Source organism: Collinsella sp. CLA-JM-H32B (assembly GCF_040098065.1).
GTDB lineage: Bacteria > Actinomycetota > Coriobacteriia > Coriobacteriales > Coriobacteriaceae > Collinsella.
This window is the reverse complement of the sequence record NZ_JBBNNA010000040.1, coordinates 1-672: the sequence shown is the minus strand read 5'-3', so window position 1 is coordinate 672 and position 672 is coordinate 1. Positions and strand designations below refer to the sequence as shown.

Sequence of the window (672 nt, the reverse complement as noted above, 5' to 3'; positions counted from 1 at the left end):
TGCACCCGAAGTCGCCGGCCCAACCGAGAGGGGGGAGGCGCCGAAGGTGTGGAGGGTGAGGGGGGTGAAGTCGTAACAAGGTAGCCGTACCGGAAGGTGCGGCTGGATCACCTCCTTTCTAGGGAGACACATTCTTAGAGAGATCAACTTAACTCGAATAGAGGGCAGGAGCCCGTCCGGTAGATGTCCCGCCACGGATGATTCCCCGCAGCACCCGGTCCCCGGGGTCGCACCCGCGTACCTTGAGAGCCGCATAGCGATAGGAGAGAGATGGAAGAGTATTCTCTTCCAGACTCGATTCTTTTCTGCGATTTAAAGACAGAATGATAGCAATCATTCATCCGATCCAAACAAGAAGAATTCACTTATATATGAGTGAGGAGCATCTGATCGCGAGCACAGTACAACTGCTGTGCCGCGGTATGAGATACCCGAATTGCGACATACGAGCGCTATTCATGATATCGATTAATTAACTTAATTAGCGACACGTGGATATCCCGCGGGCCCGATGCGGTCCCGCAAGATACCACGGGCGCACGGCGGATGCCTTGGCACAGGGAGCCGATGAAGGACGCGGCAAGCTGCGATAATCCCCGGCGAGGAGCACACATCCTTCGACCCGGGGGTCTCCGAATGGGCGAACCCATGCACAGCAGTGTGCATATCCCC

At 56.1% G+C, this 672-nt stretch carries 2 rRNA genes; both read left to right on the top strand.

The window, feature by feature from the left end:
* Nucleotides 1-118 (top strand): 16S ribosomal RNA (locus tag AAA138_RS09860); the annotation flags it as partial.
* 401 nt (nt 119-519) lie between these two features.
* Nucleotides 520-672, top strand: a 23S ribosomal RNA gene (locus AAA138_RS09855); the annotation flags it as partial.